Here is a 21269-nt window from a genome sequence, read left to right on the forward strand (position 1 = left end):
AGCAGCGATGACCCTCGACACCGACGTTTCCGAACCCTCCGGCGCCTCCGACGTCCCCTTCGACAGCGCGCTTTCCGAGCGCTACCTCGTCTATGCGCTGTCGACGATCACGGCGCGCTCGCTGCCGGACGTGCGCGACGGGCTGAAGCCGGTGCACCGCCGACTGCTCTGGGCGATGCGGCTGCTGCGGCTCGATCCGGCGAGCGGCTACAAGAAATGCGCCCGCGTCGTCGGCGACGTGATCGGTAAATACCACCCGCATGGCGACGCCTCGGTCTATGACGCGATGGTGCGCTTGGCGCAGACCTTTGCGCTCCGCTATCCGCTGGTCGACGGGCAGGGCAATTTCGGCAATATCGACGGCGATAACGCCGCCGCCTACCGCTACACCGAGGCCCGGCTGACCCAGGTCGCGATCGACCTGATGGACGGCCTCGACGAAAATGCCGTCGATTTCCGCCCGACCTATAATGGCGAGGACGAGGAGCCCGAGCTCTTCCCGGGCCTGTTCCCCAACCTGCTCGCCAATGGCGCGGCCGGCATCGCGGTGGGCATGGCGACCAGCATCCCGCCGCACAATGCCGCCGAATTGATGCAGGCCGCCGTCGCGCTGATCGACAATCCGCAGGCCAACGTGCTCGATTTCGTGAAGGGCCCGGACTTCCCGACCGGCGGCATCGCGGTCGACAGCCCCGCCGCGATCGCCGAGGCCTATGCCACCGGCCGCGGCAGCTTCCGCGTGCGCGCCAAGATCGAGAAGGTGACCGAGAAGGGCGGCGGCTGGCACCTGATCGTCAGCGAGATCCCCTACGGCGTGCAGAAGGGCAAGCTGATCGAGGGCATCGCTGCGCTGGTCAACGACAAGAAGCTGCCGATCCTCGGCGACGTGCGAGACGAATCGGCCGAGGACATCCGCATCGTCCTCGAACCGCGCAGCCGCACGGTCGACGCCGACACGCTGATGGACAGCCTCTACCGCCTGTCCGATCTCGAAGTGCGCGTGCCGCTCAACCTCAACGTGCTCGACAAGAACCGCACACCGCGGGTGATGAGCCTCGCCGAGGCGCTGGCTGGCTGGCTGGAGCACCAGTTCGTGGTGCTCCAGCGCAAGTCGCAGCACCGGCTGGAGAAGATCGCCGACCGGCTGGAACTGCTGCGCGGCTATATCACTGCCTATCTCAATCTCGATCGGGTGATCGAGATCATCCGCACCGAGGATGAGCCCAAGCCGATCATGATGGCCGAGTTCAGCCTCACCGATCGTCAGGCCGAGGCCATCCTCAACATGCGCCTGCGCTCGCTGCGCAAGCTGGAGGAGATGGAACTCCGCCGCGAGCAGGACAAGCTGGAGAAGGAACAGGCCGAGCTGGAGACGCTGCTCGGCTCGGAGGCCCGCCAGCGCACCTGGATGAAGCGCGCGCTGGGCAAGATGATCACGCGCTACGGCCTAGACACCCCGCTCGGCGCCCGCCGCACCGCGATCGTCGAAATGGCGCCGGCGCGCGAGATCCCGCTGGAGGCGATGATCGAGCGCGAGCCGATCACGGTCATCCTCTCACAGCGCGGCTGGATCCGTGCAATGAAAGGGCATGTCGAGGATACCAGCGGCGAGGCGCTGAAGTTCAAGGAAGGCGATGGCCCCTTCCTGGCCTTCCATGCCCAGACCACCGACAAGCTGCTGCTCGCCGCCGACAATGGCCGCTTCTACACGCTGGGGGCGGACAAGCTTCCCGGTGGGCGCGGCTTCGGCGAGCCGGTGCGCCTGATGATCGACCTGGAGGCGGAGCGGCAGATCGTCAACCTGTTGCCTGCAAGCGCGGCGCCCAAGCTGCTGGTTGCGGCGAGCGACGGGCGCGGCTTCATCGTGAGCAGCCAGGAAGTGATCGCCGAAACGCGCAAGGGCAAGCAGGTGGTGACGCCGCGGCCCGGCGCGCACCTCAAGCTCGTGCGCCCGATCGGCGCCGAGGACGATTTCGTCGCGGCGATCGGCGACAATCGCAAGATGCTGGTCTTCCCCCTCTCCGAAGTGGCGGAGATGACGCGCGGGCAGGGGGTGCAGCTCCAGCGCTACCGCGACGGCGGACTGTCCGACGTGATCACCTTTAAATTCGCCGAAGGGCTGCGCTGGCGGATGGGCGGCGAACAGGAACGCTATCGTTCGGAGACCGATCTGAGCCCGTGGCGTGCGGCACGCGGCGCGGCCGGGCGGATGCCGCCGACCGGTTTTCCCAGGGACAATCGATTCTGACGTCCTCGGCCCATAAAGTTTGGGCTTGCTTCAGAACGCTTTAACCACTGACGCTCTAAGAGACGCAGAATGGCGTTTCGTAGGGTCAGAGCTCTCAGCGTGCAGACTGTGGACCCCGCTCCGCAGGTTGATCCCGCCTATGTAAGTTCGCCGGACATGGCAGAGGTGATGCTGGACCTGCTGCCAGTCCCGGCGGTGTTGATCGAGGTGAATGGCGACCGCTTCGTCTTTCTGGCGACCAACGGGCCGTTTCGCCTCGCGGGACTCGGCGCGAATGCTGACGAATCGCCGCTTGTCCGGCTGCTGGCTGCACGTATCCAGGCCTTCCTCGAATCGACGGCGACGCATCTTCAGATCGCATGGCGCTTCGGCGATGAGGTCGACAGCCGCTACTTCCGGGTCCAGTTCGCGCGCCGCGACCGCAATGATCCCACGCGCTGCCTGGTAACGCTGGTCGATCATACGTCGGAGTTGCGCACCGAACACAGCCTGCGCCGGGAGATGGCGACCGACAGCCTGACCGGGCTGCCGAACCGCTCCGGCTTTTCCGACGAGATTGAAAGCCGGGTAACGCCCGATGAGGCCGTCTATTACGCCGTGCTGGTGGTCAACCTCGATCGCTTCAGTCGCGTCAATGCGTGCATGGGCGGCTTGGCCGGGGACGAACTGCTGATCTCTGTGGCGCGGCGCCTGAAAGGGGCATTGCGCGCCCGCGACATGCTGGCGCGGCTCGGCGGGGACGAGTTCGCGGTGCTGATGTACCTCGACGACGGTCTGAACGATGCGATGCACGTCGCCAAGCGCATCCATGCCGCGCTCGGCAACCCGTTTCGCCTGTCCAATTTCGAAATCCGCGTCGATTGCTCGATCGGCGTCGCGATGGGCGCGGACAATGATGGCGATCCCGAAGACCTGATTCGCAACGCCCAGTTCGCCGTTCGTCGGGCCAAGAAGAGCGGCCGCACCGAAATCTATCATACCCGCGCCTTCGATCTGGCCCGCGAGCAGTTCGCGATCGAAACCGAACTTCGCCGCGCGATCGAGAATGGCCAGATGACGCTGAGCTTTCAGCCGATCTGTGATCTGGCCAGCGGGCATATCTGCTCGTTCGAGGCGCTGGCCCGCTGGACCAACGAGGACGGCGTCCGCCTCTCGCCCAATGACTTCATTCCGGTTGCCGAGGAATCGGGTCTGATCGTGCCGCTCGGCCGCTGGGCGATGGCGGAGGCGGTGCGCACGCTGGCCGCCTGGGACGTGCGCGCCGGCGGCGATTGTGGCGTGAAGATCGCGGTCAACCTGTCCGCGATCCAGCTCCAGCGCGATCAGATCGGCGCGATGGTCAAGGCGGCGCTCGATGCACACCGGATGCCGGGTTCGCGCTTTACGCTCGAACTGACCGAAAGCGCGATCGTCACCGATCCCGATCGCATCGCCCAGACGATGCGGGTGCTGAAGGATCTCGGCACCACGCTGGCTATGGACGATTTCGGGACGGGCTATTCGAACCTCGCCTATCTCCAGAAGCTGCCGATCGACCTGCTGAAGATCGATCGCAGCTTCGTGACGGGCATGCTCGCCGATCGCGACAAGGTGGCGATCGTCCGTGCGATCCTCAGCCTCGCCCAGGCGCTTGGCATGCAGACCACCGCCGAGGGGATCGAGACCAACGAGCTGGCCCAAACTCTTGCGGCGCTGGGATGCAGCTATGGCCAGGGGTTCTTTTATTCGCGGCCGGTTCCCGCCGACGAAGCCTTTGCACTGATCGCCGCCCGTAACGCCTGAGCCACGGCGTCGTCGGCGAGGGCGGCCACCCGGCTCGCGTCCGGAAAACCTTCTGCGATCCAGCGGTCCTCGACGGCGCGCAGCGCCCGGGCGACGTCTGGCCCGCGCGCAAGTCCGCGTTCGACCAGCGCCCCGCCGCTGAGCGGGAGAACCGGCACCTGCCACCCGGAAAGCGCCTGCCAGTCCGCTGCCAGCTGCGCCGGATCGGCGCTGTGGAGCAGCATGCGATCCTCGGCCGAGGTCGTGCCGACACGATAGGCAAGACCTCGCGGGTCGGCCAGGCCGTCGCCCGACATCGCCGTGAGCAGCCGCTTGCGCTGCGCGTTGGACAGCTTGAGGCGACCGGCGATCGCGGCGCCATCGGCGTTGCCGGGTAGCAGCAGCGCCGCCAGCCGCCGGATCGGGTCGGGCGCCGCGCGCATCCGGGCTTCACGATCCGCCAGGATTTTCAGGCGATCCGCGCTGACGATTTCGGGGAGCACGGGCGCGAGAATGCCCTGTTCCAGCATCAGCGTCACCACGCTGACCGCGTCCGCCGCCACCAGCAGCTTGAGCAACTCGTCGCGGATGCGCTCGCGGCTGAGCGCCATCAGGTCGCGGGCGCGCGCCGTACACGCGGCAAGGCCTTCGGGGTCCGGCCTGTCACCGAAGCGCGCGAGGAAGCGGAAAAAGCGCAGGATGCGCAAGTGATCTTCTGCAATTCGGCGCATCGGATCACCGATAAAGCGGACTCGGCGTGCAGCGAGATCGTCGAGACCGCCGAAAAAGTCGAACAGCGCGCCGCTCACGGGATCGGCGTAGAGCGCATTGATCGTGAAATCGCGGCGCGCGGCATCCTCTCGCCATTGGTTCGTGAAGGCGACCTTGGCGTGCCGGCCATCGGTGGAAACGTCGCGGCGAAGCGTGGTCACTTCAACGGGGCCATCCGGCAGCACGGCGGTGACGGTGCCGTGCTCCAGGCCCGTCGGCACCGCCCGAATCCCGGCCGAGGCGAGGCGTTCCATCACCTGTTCGGGCAACAGCACGGTGGCAATATCAACGTCGGCAACATCGACGCCGAGGACCGCATCGCGCACGGCACCGCCGACGAATCGCGCCAGCCCGTCACATGCGCCGAGCACGCCGGTCAGGCGATCAAGCCCCTCGCGGCGGCGCCATTCGACGTCGGGAAGGATCATGCCAGCCACGCCAGTCGCTTCGAAAGATTGACGATCACGGCCGCGGTGGCCCCCCAGATTCGACGATTCTGCCATTGGATCTCATAGTATCGACGTTCGACGCCGCGATACTCGGCGCGCCGTTGCACCTGATTCGTCGGGTCGAACAGGAAATCGACCGGCACCTCGAACACGTCCGCAACCTCGCCCTCGGCTGCGAGGAGGGGCAGGGCCGGGGGCACGACGCCCAACACGGGCACCAGATCGAACCCGGTGATCGTCCGATAGGAGTCGGCGGTGCCGACGACCTCGACATGGCGGCGCGGCAACGCGATCTCTTCCTCGGCCTCGCGCAGGGCAGCGTCGATCGCGTCGCGATCTTCGGGATCGATCTGGCCACCCGGAAAGGCGATCTGACCGGCATGGTTGCGCAGATTTGCGTTTCGCACCGTCAGGATCACGCTGGGACGCGGCTGATCGGTGATTGCGACGAGCACGGCGGCCGCGCGAGGCACCAGCGTCTCGTCGAACGGAAAACTGTCCCCCTCCAGCAGCGGCACGTTCGCAGGGTGCGGCTGGACGAGCGCCGTTCGCAGGCGTTCGGCGAGCGTCATGAGCCGGGCTCGAGCGGGAAGAAGGCGCCTTCGCTCCAGACACCGGGGGGTGACGTCCCGTTTTCGACGGCGATCTGCGCCAGTTCGTAATAGACGTTGCGATGGATCAGCGCATCGAGGCCGCCGCGCGCGCGCAGATAGGGCCGCGGCCCGTCCGCACCCTGGATGATGTGCAGCGGGTGCGCCGGGCCGGCGACGATCAAGTCGTCGGTGTTGAGGCGAAAGGCGAGCCGCGCGGCGTCGCCGGTGCCCTCTTGCTTGACTTCCACGGCGACGAACGGCGCGTCCTCGACCTGGATGTCGAGCTTCTCGACCGGGGTCACCAGCACGAAGCGTCCGTCCGCTTCCCGGCGCAGGATTGTCGAGAACAATCGTACCATCGCGGGACGCCCGATCGGACTGCCCTGGTGAAACCAGGTGCCGTCGCGGGCGATGCGCATGTCGCTGTCGCCGCAATGCACCGGGTTCCACCGCTCGACCGGCGGCAACTGCTTCGCCTCGGCCAGGCGCGCGATGTCTGCGAGCGAAAGGTTGCTGAAATCGGGGGGCGGCGGCATCGGCATGCGGCGTCTTTAACCCGAATGCGCGGCACTGTCGAAACGCGGCGATCGTTCGATCAGGCGGCGGCGCCCGGTCGCGCGACGAGATCGCCAGCGCAATCGGGAACGCCGGTACCGCGCGCGAGCAACCGGTGCCGCTCGAACGGGCCGGGCAGCCGCCAATGCTGCGTCGATGCGGCGTCGAAGCCGAAGAAGCGGGCATAATATTCGGGATCGCCGATCAGCATCAGCGCGTCCGTGCCGGGCAGGGCGCTCGATTCGGCAAGGTCCAGCACATGCCGCATCAACTGACGGCCGATGCCGCTCTGCTGCAATCGCGGCTCCACCGCGACCGGCCCGACCATCACCATCGGCACGACCGGACCCGAATCGCAGGCAAGGGCAACCGGCCAGCACTGGATTGTCCCGGACAGTCTGCCGCGTTCATCGAGAGCCGCGAAGCTGAGCGCAGCAATCGCGGTGGTGCCATGACGTACACGGTAGGCGGTCCGCAGGTGCCGATCCGGGCCGAACGCACGATCCAGCAGCTCTTCGACCGCAGGCGAAGCGATGGAATCGAGCGGAACCAAGTCAGTCAAATGCGTCACCCCGGTTGCGTCGCGGATGGTGACGCAGTGGGCGGCGGCCTGTAGCGCGACCCGCGTCAGGTGCAAGCATGAATTGCCGGCCGGCCGGTACCGCGGAAACAAGGCGGGCATCGCCGAGGCTTTTCCTCGCCCCGGCATCTGCTATGGGCCGCATCAATTCTCGACGAAAGGCTCCTTGATTGCCAGACCTATTGCAGCTTCAGGTCCACGACCTCGAGGTGGAAGTGCTGACCGGTGTGTATTCCGAGGAAACGCATCTGCCGCAGCCGCTGCGTATCTCGGTTACCGCCGATATCGACATTCCCGAGCGATTCGCGCCGGATACGCCGCTTGGCGCGTCGAAAAGCTATATCGACCTGAAGCATGCCGCGACCGGTGCGCTTCCACGAGACGTTCATTTCACGCTGATCGAGGCGGTGGCCGAGCATATCTGCGAAACGTTGTTCGTCTCGGATACGCGCGTGCGCCGGGTTGAGGTGCGAATCGTCAAGCTCGCCATTGCCGAGCGTGACGAATCGATCGGCATCACGCTGGTCCGGCACCGCCGCTGAACGATAAAGCGTTCAGCGGCGTGTCAGCGCCTGGATCAGGCGCAGCGGCCGAGCTGGCTTAGGACGAACGCATAGTCGTCACGCGCGCCTGCGGCGTTGGCGGGCGTTTCCGCGTCCAGGCTTGCGTCGGGCAGCGTGGCCGGCAGCCCACAGGCTAGGCGATACCAAAGCAGCGTGTCCCTGGCCGGTGCCCCGGCGCTGTTGTCGACGATGTCGCCGAGTGACACCGCCCAGCGCGGCCGCTCGCCGGGGCGCCGCAGAATCTGAAGCGAAATCGGCGCGCCGTTCGCTGTTTTCAGGAAAACCTGCGTCTCGCTCTCGCCGGGCAGGGCGCCGGGCACATGGAAGGCGTTGCCGATGCCCGTGATCGCGGGCGGCGCATCGGCGGCCAGAAGGTCGCGGGTGATGGCTCGTGCGCGCGCATCGAGTTCGGGCGTCCAGGGATATTGGCTGTCGATACCGGTGAGCTGAATCTGCCCGGCGCGGCCGGCGACGTCGCGCGCGAACAGCAGGACGCGCTGCTTCTTGAGTTTCGGCACACGCCCGCGTGCGTCCAGCGGCACGTCCGTCACATAGGCGATCTGGGCGGGCAGGGGATTGCTACCGCGAATCAGTGCCAGAACATCGGCCTCGACGTAGAGGCGAGCGCGTCCCGGCGCGAGATCGGCAGCATCTTTGTCCTTGATCCGGATCACATCGCGAATGCGCGCGTCGATCACGAGCGGCGCACCGGCGACGGCGTTCGCGACGGTGGCGTAAGTTGGTAATACACTTCCGGCTTCCTCGCGGTTTTGCGAGGTTTGCGGGGCGGAATGCACAACAGTGGCCGGCACGGCTGCGCAACAAAACAGCAGGGCGAGGGTGACTTTCATGCCCCGCCGTTATCGGATTGTGCCGTTCTTATACAGAAATATTTCTGCCATGGTCGCGTTGTAGGACCAATTCGTCCGACAAAGAGTTTGCGTAGCTCGGATGCCCGCGATACAGACTCGGCGCTCTCGTCGTTAAGGACACCGAAGCGGTTCACGGCGGGCGGACTTGTGCGCGGCAGCCAGCCGGCCAGGGTCGCATGCAGGATTAGAGGAGTGACGTTGCCGAATGGCTTACGCTGACCGGAATGTAAGTGGCAGCCGCGTCGTCGCGATCGTAATGGTCGCGATCATCGTTGCTGGCATGGGTTATGCCTTCGTCACAGGTCTGGCATACCAATATATCAAGAAGAAAGCGGAAGAGCTGAAGACCTTCGAGGTCGAGGAGCCGCCGCCCCCGCCGGAGGAGATTCCGCCGCCGCCGCCGCCGCCTGACACGCCGGTGCCGCCGCCCCCGACCCAGGTCGTGGTGCCGCCGGCGATCGTGCAGACGGTGTCGCCTGCGCCGCCGATCCAAAGCACCCCCATCATCCCGCCGCCGCCGCCGATTTCGCCGCCGGCGCCGCCAGCGCCTCCGGCTCCGCCGGCGCCGCCAGCGCCTCCGCGGATTGCGAAGGGCCTGAAGCCGCGCACCCCGCCGGGTTCGTGGGTGACGGACAGCGACTATCCGTCGGCCGCGACGCGTGCAGGCGATGAAGGAACCGTGGGCTTCCGGCTTGACGTGGACGCGACCGGCAAGGTGACCAATTGTACGGTCACCTCTTCCAGCGGATCGTCGCTGCTCGACAGCACGGCGTGCAACCTGCTCAAGCGCCGCGCCCGGTTCACGCCGGCGGAGGACGCGAACGGGAACAAGATCCCGGCGCCGTTCGTCAGCCGGTTCACCTGGCGGCTCCAGAAGTAACTCCGTTTTTCAGCCCGCCCGCGCGGCGGGCTGACATGCGCAACACGCTATATTGTTAGAGGAAGAACCCAAAATGCTCACGACCATTCTCGCTGCTGGGTCCACGGCAGCCCAGGGCGAAAACCCCTACGGCCTCATCCCGGCGCTCAAGGAAGGCGGCCTGATCTCGCAGTCGGTCTTCGCGATCCTCGTGCTGATGCTCTTCGTCTCGCTCTACATCCTGTTCACCAAGCTGTTCGAGCAGCAGAAGATCATTAACCAGGGCAAGCGCGTCAGCAGCACGTTCTGGACCTCGACCAGCCTGCGCGAAGGTGCGGCCAAGCTCGAGAAGAACTCGGCCTATCGCCAGATCGTCGATGACGGCCTGCAGGCGCAGGACCAGTACAAGCTGCTGACCGACCCGGTCGAAGCGCATGACTGGCTGCACGGTTCGCTGGCGCGTTCGGAAGCGTCGATCAACTCGGCGCTTGCCGGTGGTCTCGCCTTCCTCGCGACCGTCGGTGCGACCGCGCCGTTCATCGGTCTGTTCGGTACGGTTATCGGTATCTACCGCGCGCTCATCAAGATCGGTTCGGCCGGTCAGGCCTCGATCGACGCCGTCGCCGGCCCGGTCGGTGAAGCGCTGATCATGACCGCACTCGGCCTCGTCGTCGCCGTTCCGGCGGTGCTTGCGTTCAACTTCCTGCAGCGCCGCAACAAGGCGATTGCCGAGCATCTGAACGCCTTCTCGAACGACGTGCTGGGCTTCCTCGCTTCGGACGGCCGCGTGAAGCCGGTCACTTCGGCGAAGGCGCCGGCCTCGACCGCCGCCAAGCCGGCGACCACCACCGCCGGTCAGGCCGGTGGCGTCCAGACCCCGCGCGCGTAAGCATCAAGGTGCGGGGCTGCCGGTGTCGCGCAGCCCCGCCGCCGGGCATTCATGGCCGGCGTAAAGAAGGATAGGATAACGCCCAATGGCGATTAGCACAGGCAGCGGCGGCGACGACGTTCCGATGTCGGACATCAACACCACGCCCCTCGTGGACGTGATGCTGGTTCTCCTGATCATCTTCCTCATCGCCGTTCCCGTTGTGATCCAGACGATCGACCTGCAGTTGCCCAAGGTGCAGTTCGAACCGACGACCACGAAGCCGGAGAATGTGTCGCTTTCGATCACGGGCAGTCCCGAAGGCTGCAAGGTCTATTGGGGCATGACGCAGGTGAACCACGGCGAGTTGCTCGACCGTGCGGTTGCGAAGCTGAAGGCGGAAATCGATAAGCAGGGTGGCCCGAATGCGGTTGGCCTCGAACTGCCGGAAGTGCATATTCGCGGCGACGTGAATACGCCCTATCGCTGCATCGGCGCAACGATCTATACGATGCAGATGGCAGGCTTCGCCAAGGTCGGCTTCATTTCCGAACCGGAGCCCGGTTCTTCCACGACGCGGATGTGAACGGCACCGTTTGAGGAGTTTTTAACATGGCAATGAGCGGTGGCCGCGACGACGGCGAACCGATGATGGATATGAACACGACGCCGTTGATCGACGTCATGCTCGTTCTCCTCATCATGTTCATCATCACCATTCCGATCCAGACGCATGCTGTGAAGGTCGATCTTCCGCAGCCTAGTCCGGACAGTCAGAACACGCCCGTTGAGCCGGACAAGAACAAGGTCTATATCGACGCGCAGGGCCAGGTGTTCTGGAACAGCATGCCGATCAACGATGTCATGCTGCGCCAGTATCTCGATGCGTCGCTGCAACAGTCGCCCGAGCCGGAGTTGCACTTCCAGCCCGACCCGCAGGCGCGCTACGACGTGGTCGATCGGGTTCTGGCGATCATCAAGCGTGCGAACGTGACGAAGCTGGGCTTTGTCGGCAACGAGCAGTATCGCAACGACTTCTGATCGATCGCGAGACGGAGCATTTTGGGAAGGCGGCCCTTCGGGGCCGTCTTTTTTTATGGCCTTTTCCGGGGTTGCGCGGCTGAAACTTTACTGTCACGTTGATGTCATCCAAGTGTCACAAAAAAGCAAACTTGGTGTAACGTTGGACAGGAGACGGCTATGCGTATGGAAATTGTCGTTGCGGCGCTGGCGCCGATGATGCTGATCGCGGCTCCCGCTGCCGCCCAGGACCGCCGGGTGGCGAGCGAGCAGATCATGTACCGCGCCTATGCGCCGGCTGAGCAGAAGCTGCTGGGTACGCTGCGGACGAACCCGGACCTTCCCGAAGCGCTTCTCAACCTCGCCGCTGTTTACAGCGCGACCGGCCGAACCGATGAAGCACGAGCCGCCTATCAGCGCGTGCTTGCACAGCAGGATGTGACAATGAATCTGGCGAACGAGGATGTGGCAGGTTCGCATTCGATCGCCCGCCGCGGTCTGCGCCGGCTCGACACGGTGCAATTTACCGCGCGCTGACCGGATATCGGGGGCGCCGTCAGCGGACGACGCCTCCGTCCGTCGCCAGAGTAAACAGCTGGCTCGAAGGCGATGGGTGCACCTTAGTGGCTGCAAATCTACCTGATGCGCATGAGCGTAGAAAGCTTTTGTCGCCGAATCAGGAGCTTACGGAAATCGTCGGTACTGGACGTTTGCGCCGGAATGCATATATACCGATCGATATGAAAGCTGACCTGCATTGCGCCCCGAAGGGGCGGCCTCGCGAGTTCTGCGTCGATCAGGCGCTGACGGCGGCGCTCCGCGTGTTCTGGAGCAAAGGCTATGAGGGGGCGTCGCTCAACGACCTGACCGAGGCAATGGGCATTACGCGGCCCAGCCTTTATGCGGCGTTCGGCAACAAGGAGGCGCTGTTTCGCAAGGCGCTCGACCTCTACGAGCGCGAAAAGCTCGATTATATGAGCAAGGCGCTGGAGGCGCCGACTGCACGCGGCGTGGCCGAGCGGCTGTTGCACGGCGCGCTCGAGATGCAACTGAGCAGCTGCGATCCCAAAGGCTGCATGGGCGTCATCAATTCGATGGCATGCGGCGCCGAGGCGGAGTCGATCCGCGCTGAGGTGATCGCCCGCGGCGCTGTCGCGAAGAAAGCGCTTGTCGAACGATTCGAGCGTGCCCGTGCCGAAGGCGACCTGCCGGCCGATTCAGACCCGAAAGCGGTGACCAGCTACCTGCTCGCCATCCTTCAGGGCCTCGCCGTGCAGGCGGGCGCGGGCGCCACCTGTCAAGATCTTCAGGGATTGATCACGGTCAGCCTGTCGATGTGGCCGGGCCGCTAGACAAAAAATACCGACCGGTATAAAAACCGGTTGACGTTGTGCAGTGCAATTAATATACCGATCGGTATGAAAGAGGTCCAGGCAATTCGGTTCCTGGATCAGGCCGAAAGGTAGCTGCGATGCGCCGATATCCAGAGTGTGGAGATCATAGCGGGCCCTGACCCGCGAACCTCTATCGCCAACGCCGATCGTCTTTATCTGCATGGCATGGCGCCGTGCATTGTCGATCGCGCACGGCATTTCAAACAGTTGTGACACGGAATCGCGGCCGCACGCGCGGCACGCAACTGATTTCGCACGCCAGGACGGGGCAGCCTAGCGCCGGTGGATCGACGCCACCGGGGGTAAGGGCGCGTCTGCCCGACCGCCGAACAGGGAGAATGGCCATGGCCTATCTGAACTTTACTTCGCTTGAAGGCTCGCCCGCGACACCCGCCAGTCTGTCCGTGCCGCGTTCGGCCGTCGGGTTGACCGCGCTCGAATGGCAGGTTGTGGCGATCGCGCGGGGCGATCGGCTTTCGTCGCTGGAATCGCCGAGCCGGATGGCGATCGCGCTTGGCGCGATTTTCGGCGGAGACCGCGGGAATCCGCGGTTGGCGGACGCGCGGCTGGAGGCGTTGCGGCGCCTGTCGGTGCTCGCTTGGCACAAGGGCTATCATCTGCCGGCATCCGAAATTCGCGCGTTTCACGCGGCCGGCTTCACAAACGAACAATATGAAACGCTGCTCGCCAGCATCAGCCGCGGTCGCGCGGCACTCAATCAGGGGAAACGACGTGAACATGATCGGACGCATTGATCCTGCCGATCCGAAGGCGACCGAGCGGACGCCCGACGCTGGAAAACGCATGTCCCGCTGGCAGCGCGGCGCGCTGGTGGCGCTGCCCGTGGCGCTCGTCGCGGGCGGCGTCGCGATATTCGATCGCGACTCGCCCGCAATGGCCGCGCCGCCGCCGCCGGTGGTGACCGTCGCGAAGCCGCTCGTCCGCGAGGTCAGCGAGTTCGACGACTATATCGGCCGTTTCGAGCCGAGCCGTTCGGTCGAGGTTCGCCCCCGCGTCTCGGGGGCGATCGTCGGCGTGCATTTCAAGGACGGCGCCGTTGTGCAGAAGGGGCAGCTGCTTTTCAGCATCGATCCACGCCCGTTCGCGGCGGCGCTTGCGGAAGCGCGGGCCGGCCTCGCCAGCGCGCAAAGCTCGTTCGCGCTGGCCAAGTCCGATCTCGCGCGTGCCGAGCGGCTCGTCGACGTCGAGGCCGTGTCGAAGAGCGATGTCGAGCAGCTTCAGGCGCGCGTCCGCGCCGCCAGCGCATCGGTTGCGGCGGCCGAGGCGCGGGTGAGGGCACGGCAGCTGGACATGACGTTCACGCAGGTGCGCGCACCGATCGCCGGACGCATTTCGGACCGCAAGGTCGATGCCGGCAATCTGGTAGCGGCGGGCGAGGGGCAGGGCGGCACACTGCTTACCACGATCAACGCGCTCGACCCCATCTATTTCAGATTCGACAGTTCGGAGGCGCTGTTCCTCAAGGCGAAACGCGCCCATGCCGAAGGTAGCGCCACATCGCCGGTGGAAATCCGGTTGCAGGACGAGGCCGATTATCGCTGGAAGGGGCAACTCGATTTCACCGATAACGGGCTCGATCCGCGCTCGGGCACGATCCGTGCCCGTGCCGTGCTGCGCAATCCCGATCTGTTCCTGACGCCCGGCATGTTCGGCAACATGCGGCTTTCCACCGGAGGCACGACCCGTGCCGTGCTGGTGCCCGATGCGGCGATCCAGGCCGATCAGGCGCGCAAGGTGGTGATGGTGCTCAGCAAGGACGACAAGGTGGAGCCGCGACCGATCGAAACCGGGCCGCTCGTCGACGGCCTTCGCATCGTCCGTACCGGCTTGTCGCCCGACGATCGGGTGATCCTGGCCGGCGCGCAGATGGTGCCGCCGGGAACGCAGGTTCAGCCCAAGCCCGGCAAGATCGCCCCGGCGCCGGACACGCCCGAACCGAGCATCGCCACCCCGGCCGCCGGCGGCGCGACCTTCGCGCGCTGACGCTTCGCCGCCGCCTGCACCGCGCGGGCCGGCGGCGACTTGCCCCTCGCAATTCAAAGATATCCTCAAACGGGGAGACGGCCATGCGCCTCTCACGCTTCTTCATCACGCGCCCGATCTTCGCGGCGGTGATCTCGATCGTCATCACCATTCTTGGCGCGATCGCCTATTTCGCGCTGCCCATTTCGCAATATCCCGACATCGTCCCGCCGACGGTGACGGTCACCGCCAGCTATCCCGGCGCATCGGCCGAGACGGTGGCGGAGACCGTCGCCGCGCCGATCGAGCAGGAGATCAACGGCGTCGACGACATGCTCTACCAGTCGTCGCAATCCACCGGCGACGGCAACGTGACGATCACGGTGACGTTCAAGCCGGGCACCGATCTGGATGCCGCGCAGGTGCTGGTGCAGAACCGCGTCGCGGTGGCCACCCCGCGCCTGCCCGAAGAGGTACAGCGGCTGGGCGTCGTCACGCGCAAGACCACGCCCGACTTCCTGATGGTGGTCAACCTGATCTCGCCCGACAAGTCGGTCGATCGCGGCTATATCTCCAACTACGCGCTCACCCAGGTCAAGGACCGGCTGGCCCGCGTCGAGGGCGTGGGCGACGTGCGGATGTTCGGCGCACGCGATTATGCGATGCGCGTGTGGATCGATCCGGGCCGGGCAGCGGCGCTCGACCTGACCGCCGGCGACATCGTCCAGGCGCTGCGGGCGCAGAATATCCAGGTCGCGGCGGGTTCGCTCGGCCAACCCGGCTCGACGCCGACGGGAAGCGCGTTCCAGCTCAACGTCCAGACGCAGGGGCGACTGAAGGAGCCGGCGCAGTTCGCCGACGTGGTTGTCCGCACCGATGCGGATGGCCATCAGGTTCGTGTTCGCGACGTGGCACGGGTGGAGCTGGGCGCGGCGGACTATTCATCGAATACCTATCTGTCGAACGAACCGACCGTGATCCTTGGCGTGTTCCAGCGCCCCGGCTCGAACGCGCTGGCCGCTGCCCAGGCGATCGAGGCCGAGCTTCAGTCGATGTCGAAGGACTTCCCGAAAGGCCTTGAATATCGGGTGATTTATAACCCCACCGCGTTCATCGCGCAGTCGATCGATGCGGTGTATCACACGCTAGGCGAAGCGGTCGTGCTGGTCGTGCTGGTGGTGATCGTGTTCCTCCAGAAATGGCGCGCAGCGATCATCCCGGTGGTCGCGATCCCAGTGTCGCTGATCGGCACGATGGCGGTGCTGCTCGCGCTCGGCTATTCGCTCAACAACCTTTCGCTGTTTGGGCTGGTGCTGGCGATCGGGATCGTCGTCGACGATGCCATCGTCGTCGTCGAGAATGTCGAGCGCAACCTGTCGAACGGCATGACCGCGCTCGAGGCGGCGCGGACCTCGATGGACGAGGTTTCGGGCGCGCTGGTGGCAATCGTGCTGGTGCTGCTGGCGGTGTTCCTGCCGACGCTGTTCCTGACCGGCTTGTCGGGCGCATTCTACAAGCAGTTCGCCGTGACGATTTCCGCCGCGACGGCCATTTCGCTGCTCGTGTCGCTCACCCTGTCGCCAGCGCTCGCGGCCGTGCTGCTGCGCGATCACACGGCCAAGACGCCGGGGCGGATCGGCCGCGTGCTCCAGGGCGCCGCCGATCGGTTCAACCGCGGCTTCGATCGCATGGGGGCAGGCTATGCCCGCCTGACCGCGGCGTTGGTGACGCGGCCCAAGCGGATGATGCTGGCCTATGCCGGCCTCATCGCCGCGACCGTCGGCATGTTCTGGGCGACCCCGGTCGGGTTCATTCCCGCACAGGATCAGGGTTATTTTCTGACGGTCATCCAGTTGCCGCCGGGATCGTCGCTCGAGCGGACCGACGCGGTAATGCGCAAGGTGGTGGCGCGCATCCTGCCGATACCGGGCGTGAAGGGATCGGTGATGCTGGCCGGCTTTGACGGCCCGTCGCAGACGCTCGCACCCAACAGCGCCGCCGCCTATGTGCCGCTGCTCTCGTTCGAGGAACGCGCCAGGCTGGGCGTGACCTATGCCGGGATCATGGACGAGGCGCGCAAGCGCACCGCGGACATCAACGAGGCGATGCTGATGGTAGTGCCACCGCCGGTGATCCAGGGCATCGGTTCGGCCGGCGGCTATCGCATGATGATCGAGGATCGCGGCGAACATGGCTATGCCGAGCTTGGCAAGACCGCGTTCGGGCTGATCGGAAAGGCGAACCAGACCAAGGGGTTGAGCCAGGTCTATACCTTCTTCAACACCGCCACGCCGCGCATCTTTGCCGACATCGATCGCCGCAAGGCCGAGATGCTGGGCGTGCCCCCGGAACGCGTGTTCGAGGCGCTGAGCGTCTATCTCGGCTCCACCTTCGTCAACGACTTCAACATGCTCGGCCGCACCTATCGCGTGACCGCACAGGCCGATGCGCCGTTCCGCGCGACCGAGGCCGATATCGCCAATCTGAAGACCCGTTCCAGCTCCGGCGCGATGGTGCCGATCGGATCGGTATCGACCTTCGAGAACCGGACGGGCCCGTACCGTGTGACGCGGTACAATCTGTTCCCAGCGGTGGAGGTCGATGGCGATACCGCGCCCGGTTACAGCTCGGGCCGGTCGCTCGACACGATGGAGAAGCTCGCGAGCGAATTGCCCGACGGGTACAAGGGCGAGTGGACCGGAATCGCCTATCAGCAGAAGGCGGCCGGCAACACCGCCGGGCTGGTGTTCGCGCTGGCCGTGGTATTCGTCTTCCTGGTGCTGGCGGCGCAATATGAAAGCGTGGTGCTGCCGCTGGCGATCATCCTGATCGTGCCGATGTGTCTGCTGGCGGCGATGCTGGGCGTCAACCTGCGCGGGATGGACAATAATGTCCTCACCCAGATCGGCCTGGTCGTGCTGATCGCGCTGGCGGCGAAGAACGCGATCCTGATCGTCGAGTTCGCCAAGCAGGCGGAGGATGTCGACGGGCTGTCGCCGGTCGAGGCGGCGGTGCGGGCGGCGCGCGATCGTCTGCGCCCGATCCTGATGACGTCGTTCGCGTTCATCCTCGGCGCGGTGCCGCTGCTGATCGCAAGCGGGGCGGGGGCCGAGCTTCGCCAGGCGCTGGGCACGGCGGTGTTCTTCGGGATGATCGGCGTCACCGGCTTCGGCCTGCTCTTCACGCCCACCTTCTACGTCGTGTGCCGCACGCTCGGCGAGCGTCTGGCGCGCCGGCGCCGCGCAGGCGGTCACGACGCCACGCTGCAACCGGCGGAATAAGGACAACGCAGATGCGCATGATTTTCGCAACCGCTTCGGCACTCGCGCTCGCTGCGTGCGCCGCCGGGCCCGACTTTGTCGCGCCCATCCACCCGCAGACCGCCGCCGGGGCATTCGTCGCCAGCGGCCCTGCCGTCACCCCGGCGCCGGTCGAAGGCGCGTGGTGGCGCCTCTATGACGATCCGGTGCTGGACGCGCTGGTGCAGGATGCGCTCGCCGCCAACAGCGATATCCGGGCTGCCGTCGCCCGGATCGAGCGCGCCCGGGCGGGGCTTCGCGGGGCACGGGCCGATCGCCTTCCCCAGGCGGAGGCGAGCAGCAGCGCCAATTACGGGCGGCTGCCGGCCGCCCAGCGCCTGCCCGGCACGCGGCGCGAGGACTGGCAGGTCGATGCCGGGCTGGACGTCAGCTACGAGGTGGATCTGTTCGGACGCGTCTCCCGCAATATCGAGGCGGCGCGGGGCGACCTGAACGCCGCGCAGGCCGATGCCGACGCGGTTCGCGTGATCGTCGCCGCAGACACGGCCCGCGCCTATGCCGATGCGACATCGGCGGCGGAGCGGCTGACCGTCGCTCGGCGCATCGTCGACCTGCTCGATCAGTCGATCTCGCTCACCGAGCAGCGACGCAGCGTCGGCATGGCGACACGGCTCGATACGGCGCGGATCGGGGCGCTGCGGAACCAGCGCCAGGCCGATGTGCCGGCGCTGGAAGCGGCGCGCGACGCCGCGTTGTTCCGGCTGGCGACGCTCACCGGCCGGGCGCCCGCCGACCTGCCGGCGGTGGTCCGCGCCCGCGACACGACGCTTCGGCTCGATCGGCCGATCCCCGTCGGCGACGGAGCGGCGCTGCTTGCCCGGCGGCCGGACGTGCGCGCGGCCGAGCGCCGGCTTGCGGCGGCCACCGCCAGGATCGGCGTCGCCACCGCCGCGCTCTATCCGCGGATCAGCCTGGGCGGGTCAGGCGGCTCGACCGGCATGGGCTTTGACGACCTGTTCGGGGCGGGGCCGCTGCGTTGGCTGGTGGGCGGGCTGATCAGCTGGACCGTCAATCCCGAACCGGCACGCGCGCAGATTGCGGCAGCCGAGGCGAGCAGCCGCGAGGCGCTCGCCGAGTTCGACGGGACGGTTCTTCGCGCGCTGGGCGAAGCGGAGACGGCGCTTTCCGCCTATGGCCATTCGCTCGAGCGGCGCACCGCGCTGAAGGCGGCGCTGGACGAGGCGCAGGCGGCGGCCACCATCGCCCGGGCGCGCCAGCGCGAAGGCGATATTGATTCGCTGGCGCTGCTCGACGCCGAGCGAACGCTGGCGGATGCCCAGGCGGCGCTGGCCGCGGCGGATGCGCAGATCGCGGCGAACCAGGTCGATCTGTTCCGGGCGCTTGGCGGCGGGTGGCAGCAGGACGCCGTTCGGGACGCCGTCGCCATGCGATGACGCCGGCCGGGCACGAGCGGCGCGGCCTGCGCCGGGCGGCTATGTCGTGGAACTGGCGTGGGTGTCGCGAACCAGGATCAGTTGCCTGCCATCGCGGGCGGAAAGGATCAGTCGGCCCCGGTGGCTGGGGCGAACCTCCAGCCGCTGGTCGAGCATCGTCAGCAAGGCCTTTTCCTGCCGCGCGAGATCGCCCGAGCAGCCGCGCCGCGTGGTGATGATGCCGCCGGTGGTGAGAAAACCGCGCTCGAACCGATAGCTGCCGCCGAGCGAATTGCAGCCGGTGCTGCCGCTGAGGCGCAGTCCGTCTAGGCTGAGTGCGGCCCGGCTGCCCGACACGGCGGGGCGACCGGCAATGGCGGTGATGCGCCAGCGGCCGAGCAGCAGTCGCTCCTCGTCGGCAAGCGTCGTCGCCTGGACAGGTCGGATTGCGGCACGAACGGGGGCTGCGTCCGATGGGCGGGCGAGCGCGACCGGCGCGACGCCCGATGCGAGCGCGGCGGCGATCAGCGCTGCCGCACCGTGTCGCCTAGTTGCGCCGGAACTGATTGCGTACTTCATAAGCCATCACCGCCGTAGCCACCGCCGCGTTCAGGCTGTCCGCCTTTCCCAGCATCGGGATCTTGACGAGCAGATCGCACGCCTTGGCCATAAATTCAGGCATTCCTTGTGCCTCGTTCCCGGTCAAAAGGAAAGTCGGCGCGGTATAGCGGGGCGCCTGATAGTCGTGTTCGGTGTCGAGGCTGAGCCCGACGAGCTGCCCGGGACCGGCGCGGAGCCAGGTGGCGAAGGCGGCCCAGGAGGTCTGTACCACCGGCACGGTGAACAGCGCGCCCATGCTCGCGCGCACGGCCTCGACCGAGAACGGATCGACGCAATCGTCGAGCAGGATCAGCCCGCCCGCGCCGACCGCGTCGCCGGTGCGCAGGATCGTGCCGAGATTGCCGGGATCGCGCAGCCGCTCGGCAACTAGCCAGATCGGCGAGGAGCTGCGGTCGAGCGCGGCGAGATCGACTGCGAATTCGGGATAGACGCCGACGACCGCGCCCGGATTGTCCTTGCCGGACAGTTTGGAGAGGATGTCGACATTGGTCTCGATCGCTTCGCCGCCCCGCGCCTCGGTGGCCTCGACCAGCGCCTCGACGAGCGGGTGGCGCCCGCCTTCGGCGGTGTAGAACAGATAGTCGGGGATGCGGCCCGCTTCGCGGGCTTCGGTGAGGATGCGAAGCCCCTCGGCGAGGAAAAGCCCTTCCTCGCGGCGATGGCGCTTGTCGCGTAGGTTGCGAATCCGTTTGACGAGCGGATTTGAGAAGGCGGTTATCTCGCGTGGCATCGGATGCCCATAGGGCCGAACGATCGCCGCGTCACTCTTCCCCGAACCGCGCCTCGACCAGCGCGACGAGCGCCTCGACGGCGGCCTCGGCACCGTCGCCTTCGGCGCTGATCGTGATCGAATCGCCCTTGGCCGCGCCGAGCATCATCAGATCGAGGATCGACGTGCCCGCGGCGGTGTTGCCGTCCTTCTCAACGGTGAGTTCGACCGGCTGGCTGCTCGCCAGCGTGACGAAAGCCATGCTGGCGCGGGCGTGCAGGCCACGGCGATTGATGATGGTGACGTTCCGGCTCGTACGGCTCACGCGGCGGCCTCTCCCAAAACCTCCGAGGCGATGGTGATATATTTGCGGCCGGCATCGCGCGCCGCGGCCACCGCCTCCGTCACCTTCATCGCCTTGCGTGCGCTGCCGAGGCGGATCAGCATCGGCAGGTTGATGCCCGCAATCACCTCGACCCGGCCCGCTTCCATCAGCGAAATCGCGAGATTGGACGGCGTGCCGCCGAACAGATCGCTCAGCACGATCACGCCTTCGCCCGAATCGACGTTGCCGATCGCGGCGGCGATATCGGCGCGCCGGCTTTCCATGTCATCTTCCGGGCCGATGCAGATCGCCGCGACCTGCGGCTGCTCCCCGACCACATGCTCCATCGCGACGACGAACTCTTCGGCGAGCCGTCCGTGCGTCACGAGTACCAACCCGATCATG

The 21269-nt window shown here is 66.4% G+C and carries 22 protein-coding genes; 13 read left to right on the forward strand and 9 right to left on the reverse strand.

What is annotated here, in order from left to right:
• Positions 1–7 precede the first annotated feature (7 nt).
• A complete protein-coding gene (gene parC, locus ACX40Y_RS13480) occupies positions 8–2248 on the forward strand; it encodes a DNA topoisomerase IV subunit A (RefSeq protein WP_459120083.1) in 2241 nt (746 codons plus the stop codon).
• Positions 2249–2416: 168 nt separating this feature from the next.
• Positions 2417–4030: a putative bifunctional diguanylate cyclase/phosphodiesterase gene (locus ACX40Y_RS13485; RefSeq protein WP_459120172.1), complete on the forward strand. Its 1614-nt coding sequence runs from the start codon at positions 2417–2419 to the stop codon at positions 4028–4030.
• Here ACX40Y_RS13485 and ACX40Y_RS13490 read toward each other — a convergent pair.
• From ACX40Y_RS13490 to ACX40Y_RS13505, 4 genes are read right to left on the reverse strand one after another with little or no spacing between them, the layout of a single operon-like run.
• Entirely contained in the window at positions 3970–5208 is a 1239-nt protein-coding gene (locus ACX40Y_RS13490) for a CCA tRNA nucleotidyltransferase (RefSeq protein WP_459120084.1), read from the reverse strand. The genes ACX40Y_RS13485 and ACX40Y_RS13490 overlap by 61 nt on opposite strands.
• The gene (locus tag ACX40Y_RS13495) at positions 5205–5801 is read right to left on the reverse strand and encodes a CoA pyrophosphatase (protein ID WP_459120085.1); all 597 of its coding nucleotides are present in this window, start codon (positions 5799–5801) and stop codon (positions 5205–5207) included. The genes ACX40Y_RS13490 and ACX40Y_RS13495 overlap by 4 nt, the downstream gene beginning before the upstream one ends.
• Positions 5798–6364, reverse strand: a complete 567-nt coding sequence (locus ACX40Y_RS13500) for a DUF1285 domain-containing protein (RefSeq protein ID WP_459120086.1) — start codon at positions 6362–6364, stop codon at positions 5798–5800. The genes ACX40Y_RS13495 and ACX40Y_RS13500 overlap by 4 nt, the downstream gene beginning before the upstream one ends.
• A 53-nt stretch (positions 6365–6417) precedes the next feature.
• Positions 6418–7014: a GNAT family N-acetyltransferase gene (locus ACX40Y_RS13505; protein WP_459120087.1), complete on the reverse strand. Its 597-nt coding sequence runs from the start codon at positions 7012–7014 to the stop codon at positions 6418–6420.
• A gap of 113 nt (positions 7015–7127) precedes the next feature.
• Between ACX40Y_RS13505 and ACX40Y_RS13510 the strand changes: the two genes are divergently transcribed.
• A complete protein-coding gene (locus ACX40Y_RS13510; RefSeq protein WP_459120088.1) occupies positions 7128–7499 on the forward strand; it encodes a dihydroneopterin aldolase in 372 nt (123 codons plus the stop codon).
• Between the two features lie 35 nt (positions 7500–7534).
• On the opposite strand, the gene ACX40Y_RS13515 is transcribed toward ACX40Y_RS13510, so the two are convergent.
• Entirely contained in the window at positions 7535–8371 is an 837-nt protein-coding gene (locus ACX40Y_RS13515) for a hypothetical protein (RefSeq protein ID WP_459120089.1), read from the reverse strand.
• A gap of 226 nt (positions 8372–8597) precedes the next feature.
• Between ACX40Y_RS13515 and ACX40Y_RS13520 the strand changes: the two genes are divergently transcribed.
• The 10 genes from ACX40Y_RS13520 to ACX40Y_RS13565 all read left to right on the forward strand — a co-directional run bounded on the left by ACX40Y_RS13520 (position 8598) and on the right by ACX40Y_RS13565 (position 19230).
• Positions 8598–9272 (forward strand): TonB family protein, encoded by a 675-nt coding sequence (locus tag ACX40Y_RS13520; protein ID WP_459120090.1) that lies wholly within the window; start codon positions 8598–8600, stop codon positions 9270–9272.
• A 73-nt stretch (positions 9273–9345) separates the two neighbouring features.
• Positions 9346–10140, forward strand: a complete 795-nt coding sequence (locus ACX40Y_RS13525; protein WP_459120091.1) for a MotA/TolQ/ExbB proton channel family protein — start codon at positions 9346–9348, stop codon at positions 10138–10140.
• Between the two features lie 85 nt (positions 10141–10225).
• Positions 10226–10705 (forward strand): ExbD/TolR family protein, encoded by a 480-nt coding sequence (locus ACX40Y_RS13530; RefSeq protein ID WP_459120092.1) that lies wholly within the window; start codon positions 10226–10228, stop codon positions 10703–10705.
• Positions 10706–10731: 26 nt separating this feature from the next.
• On the forward strand, positions 10732–11160 hold the full coding sequence (locus ACX40Y_RS13535) for an ExbD/TolR family protein (protein WP_459120093.1): 429 nt from the start codon (positions 10732–10734) through the stop codon (positions 11158–11160).
• Positions 11161–11319: 159 nt separating this feature from the next.
• Positions 11320–11676: a tetratricopeptide repeat protein gene (locus ACX40Y_RS13540; protein WP_459120094.1), complete on the forward strand. Its 357-nt coding sequence runs from the start codon at positions 11320–11322 to the stop codon at positions 11674–11676.
• Between the two features lie 203 nt (positions 11677–11879).
• Positions 11880–12491, forward strand: coding sequence for a TetR/AcrR family transcriptional regulator (locus ACX40Y_RS13545; protein ID WP_459120095.1), 612 nt, complete (start codon positions 11880–11882; stop codon positions 12489–12491).
• 386 nt (positions 12492–12877) lie between these two features.
• Positions 12878–13288, forward strand: coding sequence for a hypothetical protein (locus tag ACX40Y_RS13550; protein WP_459120096.1), 411 nt, complete (start codon positions 12878–12880; stop codon positions 13286–13288).
• Positions 13266–14537, forward strand: coding sequence for an efflux RND transporter periplasmic adaptor subunit (locus ACX40Y_RS13555; RefSeq protein ID WP_459120097.1), 1272 nt, complete (start codon positions 13266–13268; stop codon positions 14535–14537). Before ACX40Y_RS13550 ends, ACX40Y_RS13555 begins: the two co-directional genes overlap by 23 nt.
• An 83-nt stretch (positions 14538–14620) precedes the next feature.
• Positions 14621–17797, forward strand: coding sequence for an efflux RND transporter permease subunit (locus ACX40Y_RS13560; RefSeq protein WP_459120098.1), 3177 nt, complete (start codon positions 14621–14623; stop codon positions 17795–17797).
• Between the two features lie 11 nt (positions 17798–17808).
• On the forward strand, positions 17809–19230 hold the full coding sequence (locus ACX40Y_RS13565; RefSeq protein ID WP_459120099.1) for an efflux transporter outer membrane subunit: 1422 nt from the start codon (positions 17809–17811) through the stop codon (positions 19228–19230).
• Between the two features lie 39 nt (positions 19231–19269).
• Here the strand turns inward: ACX40Y_RS13565 and ACX40Y_RS13570 are convergent, their stop codons facing one another.
• Genes ACX40Y_RS13570 through ACX40Y_RS13585 form a run of 4 tightly spaced genes read right to left on the reverse strand, consistent with a single transcriptional unit; the run spans position 19270 to position 21268 of the window.
• The gene (locus tag ACX40Y_RS13570) at positions 19270–19788 is read right to left on the reverse strand and encodes an META domain-containing protein (RefSeq protein ID WP_459120100.1); all 519 of its coding nucleotides are present in this window, start codon (positions 19786–19788) and stop codon (positions 19270–19272) included.
• Positions 19757–20560, reverse strand: coding sequence for a TrmH family RNA methyltransferase (locus ACX40Y_RS13575; protein ID WP_459120101.1), 804 nt, complete (start codon positions 20558–20560; stop codon positions 19757–19759). Before ACX40Y_RS13575 ends, ACX40Y_RS13570 begins: the two co-directional genes overlap by 32 nt.
• A 31-nt stretch (positions 20561–20591) precedes the next feature.
• A complete protein-coding gene (locus ACX40Y_RS13580) occupies positions 20592–20864 on the reverse strand; it encodes an HPr family phosphocarrier protein (RefSeq protein WP_459120102.1) in 273 nt (90 codons plus the stop codon).
• A complete protein-coding gene (locus ACX40Y_RS13585; protein WP_459120103.1) occupies positions 20861–21268 on the reverse strand; it encodes a PTS sugar transporter subunit IIA in 408 nt (135 codons plus the stop codon). The genes ACX40Y_RS13580 and ACX40Y_RS13585 overlap by 4 nt, the downstream gene beginning before the upstream one ends.
• Position 21269: the final 1 nt, after the last annotated feature.

The sequence above is a fragment of the Sphingomonas sp. RS6 genome (assembly GCF_054489705.1).

Bases quoted from the DNA above. Each gene is read 5' to 3' on its own strand.
- parC (WP_459120083.1), top strand. From the start codon at position 8: ATGACCCTCGACACCGACGTTTCCGAACCCTCCGGCGCCTCCGACGTC.
- ACX40Y_RS13485 (WP_459120172.1), top strand. From the start codon at position 2,417: ATGCTGGACCTGCTGCCAGTCCCGGCGGTGTTGATCGAGGTGAATGGC.
- ACX40Y_RS13490 (WP_459120084.1), bottom strand. From the start codon at position 5,208: ATGATCCTTCCCGACGTCGAATGGCGCCGCCGCGAGGGGCTTGATCGC.
- ACX40Y_RS13495 (WP_459120085.1), bottom strand. From the start codon at position 5,801: ATGACGCTCGCCGAACGCCTGCGAACGGCGCTCGTCCAGCCGCACCCT.
- ACX40Y_RS13500 (WP_459120086.1), bottom strand. From the start codon at position 6,364: ATGCCGATGCCGCCGCCCCCCGATTTCAGCAACCTTTCGCTCGCAGAC.
- ACX40Y_RS13515 (WP_459120089.1), bottom strand. From the start codon at position 8,371: ATGAAAGTCACCCTCGCCCTGCTGTTTTGTTGCGCAGCCGTGCCGGCC.
- ACX40Y_RS13520 (WP_459120090.1), top strand. From the start codon at position 8,598: ATGGCTTACGCTGACCGGAATGTAAGTGGCAGCCGCGTCGTCGCGATC.
- ACX40Y_RS13525 (WP_459120091.1), top strand. From the start codon at position 9,346: ATGCTCACGACCATTCTCGCTGCTGGGTCCACGGCAGCCCAGGGCGAA.
- ACX40Y_RS13530 (WP_459120092.1), top strand. From the start codon at position 10,226: ATGGCGATTAGCACAGGCAGCGGCGGCGACGACGTTCCGATGTCGGAC.
- ACX40Y_RS13535 (WP_459120093.1), top strand. From the start codon at position 10,732: ATGGCAATGAGCGGTGGCCGCGACGACGGCGAACCGATGATGGATATG.
- ACX40Y_RS13540 (WP_459120094.1), top strand. From the start codon at position 11,320: ATGCGTATGGAAATTGTCGTTGCGGCGCTGGCGCCGATGATGCTGATC.
- ACX40Y_RS13545 (WP_459120095.1), top strand. From the start codon at position 11,880: ATGAAAGCTGACCTGCATTGCGCCCCGAAGGGGCGGCCTCGCGAGTTC.
- ACX40Y_RS13550 (WP_459120096.1), top strand. From the start codon at position 12,878: ATGGCCTATCTGAACTTTACTTCGCTTGAAGGCTCGCCCGCGACACCC.
- ACX40Y_RS13560 (WP_459120098.1), top strand. From the start codon at position 14,621: ATGCGCCTCTCACGCTTCTTCATCACGCGCCCGATCTTCGCGGCGGTG.
- ACX40Y_RS13565 (WP_459120099.1), top strand. From the start codon at position 17,809: ATGCGCATGATTTTCGCAACCGCTTCGGCACTCGCGCTCGCTGCGTGC.
- ACX40Y_RS13570 (WP_459120100.1), bottom strand. From the start codon at position 19,788: ATGAAGTACGCAATCAGTTCCGGCGCAACTAGGCGACACGGTGCGGCA.
- ACX40Y_RS13575 (WP_459120101.1), bottom strand. From the start codon at position 20,560: ATGCCACGCGAGATAACCGCCTTCTCAAATCCGCTCGTCAAACGGATT.
- ACX40Y_RS13585 (WP_459120103.1), bottom strand. From the start codon at position 21,268: ATGATCGGGTTGGTACTCGTGACGCACGGACGGCTCGCCGAAGAGTTC.